The sequence below is a fragment of the Paracoccus salipaludis genome (assembly GCF_002287065.1).
Lineage (GTDB): Bacteria > Pseudomonadota > Alphaproteobacteria > Rhodobacterales > Rhodobacteraceae > Paracoccus > Paracoccus salipaludis.
Genome location: NZ_NSJZ01000069.1, coordinates 1 through 1375, shown reverse-complemented (window position 1 = coordinate 1375; position 1375 = coordinate 1). Strand labels below are relative to the sequence as shown.

General features: G+C 43.3%; 2 protein-coding genes. One reads left to right on the top strand and one right to left on the bottom strand.

Features of this window, described 5'->3' with window-relative positions; genetic code table 11:
* Positions 1-211, top strand: a 211-nt coding sequence (locus CK240_RS17530) for a hypothetical protein (RefSeq protein WP_205957912.1), incomplete at its 5' end; no start/stop codon positions are given.
* A 15-nt stretch (positions 212-226) separates the two neighbouring features.
* Here CK240_RS17530 and CK240_RS18455 read toward each other — a convergent pair.
* Positions 227-1375: P-loop ATPase, Sll1717 family (locus CK240_RS18455; protein ID WP_205957911.1), on the bottom strand; the 1149-nt coding region annotated here is incomplete at its 5' end.

Genomic DNA, 1375 nt, shown 5'->3' with positions numbered 1-1375 from the left:
GGTGGTGCGGGCCATGAACGCGGCCGTGCAGCGCGGGCAGAAGATCCCCCGCCTGCAACTGGACCAGTTAGCCCACCAGCTGCACCAGATCGCCCGGGACAACGACAAGACCCGCAGCCTCATGGTTCGCCGCGCGCAGCAGCAGCGGGCGCATGTGGATCAGATCATCGAGGCTATGAAGGGCGGCGAAGAAGCCGCACCATTGGATTGAACAACTACAATTATTTTATTTTATGACCCCTAGTGCCGAGTGGAGCATCGGATGAATCTTCACCTTTGTAGATTGTTCAAGTTGGATTGTGGGAAGCGGTTTTTGCGTCTGGAAAAAGAACTGGTACGACAAACCAGGATCGTACTTTACTCCAACAGCACCCATAAGGTGCAATCTTGAGATTAAGGTGGACGCTAACTCGAAGGGCTCAACATCGCGGGACATTGCATCGTTGACTAGTTGCCAAAGCTCATCAGGTTTCCCTTGGGCGTCGTTTGGGTAATGTTTTAGGAGCAGTTCAAGTAAATCACTTGTGCAAAACTCGGATAGCTCAAAAACTTCCCTTTTGCCTTTAAGAACATTCAAAACGGCGTCAGCATTTAATATAACGTTTTGCCACTCCTCGGCCATAGCTGTAAGGCGATTTGCAGAGTAACTTCTCTCTGCCACAGTGAAGCTTCGACGTGAAACGGACGTACTGCCTTCAGATTGCTCTAAGCAAAGATTGATGAAGTTAATAACATCCCTTGGGCGATATAAAGTTCTCTCTAGAATTGCTGAAAAGGCATTCCCAGAGTTTGTCACTTGTTCAGAAAAAATGTCCTCAAACGTTATGTTTTCTCGACTGTACTTTCTTCTAAAAAGAAAGTTCATTCTTTTATTTACTAATGATTTCAGGTCCTTAGCATCCCACTTGAGGCGAACAATATAATCTTCATATTTTTCGCTTTGAAAGCCTGAATTTTTAGTTTCCAATATTACTTTCTCAAGCAAATCAGATCTCAAGGCTACTACAGTCTTTAAATCATTTATTCTTCTCAGACTTTTCAAGCTTTCAATTAGAGCTCTAATCAGCGGATATTTTATTTGAGGATCAATCCAGTTTTCGTCAAGCTGGTCTATAAGTATAAAGCTTGGATTGGATTTTGTGCCGTGTTCGGCCAAAGTATCGATCACTTTAGACAAATCTGATAACAAATCTGGGAACGCAAACTTCCTAGCAACTCTTTGGAGTTGAGACTTTTTTTCTGCACTTAAGCTTCTTACATATCCCGCACGAGCATTAAATTTTTCAACTTCGCCGCCAAGCTCTGCATTTACATTTGATTCTAAGGTTTGAGTAATCTCCCTTATATTTTCATCCATAGATATCCAAAACTTACT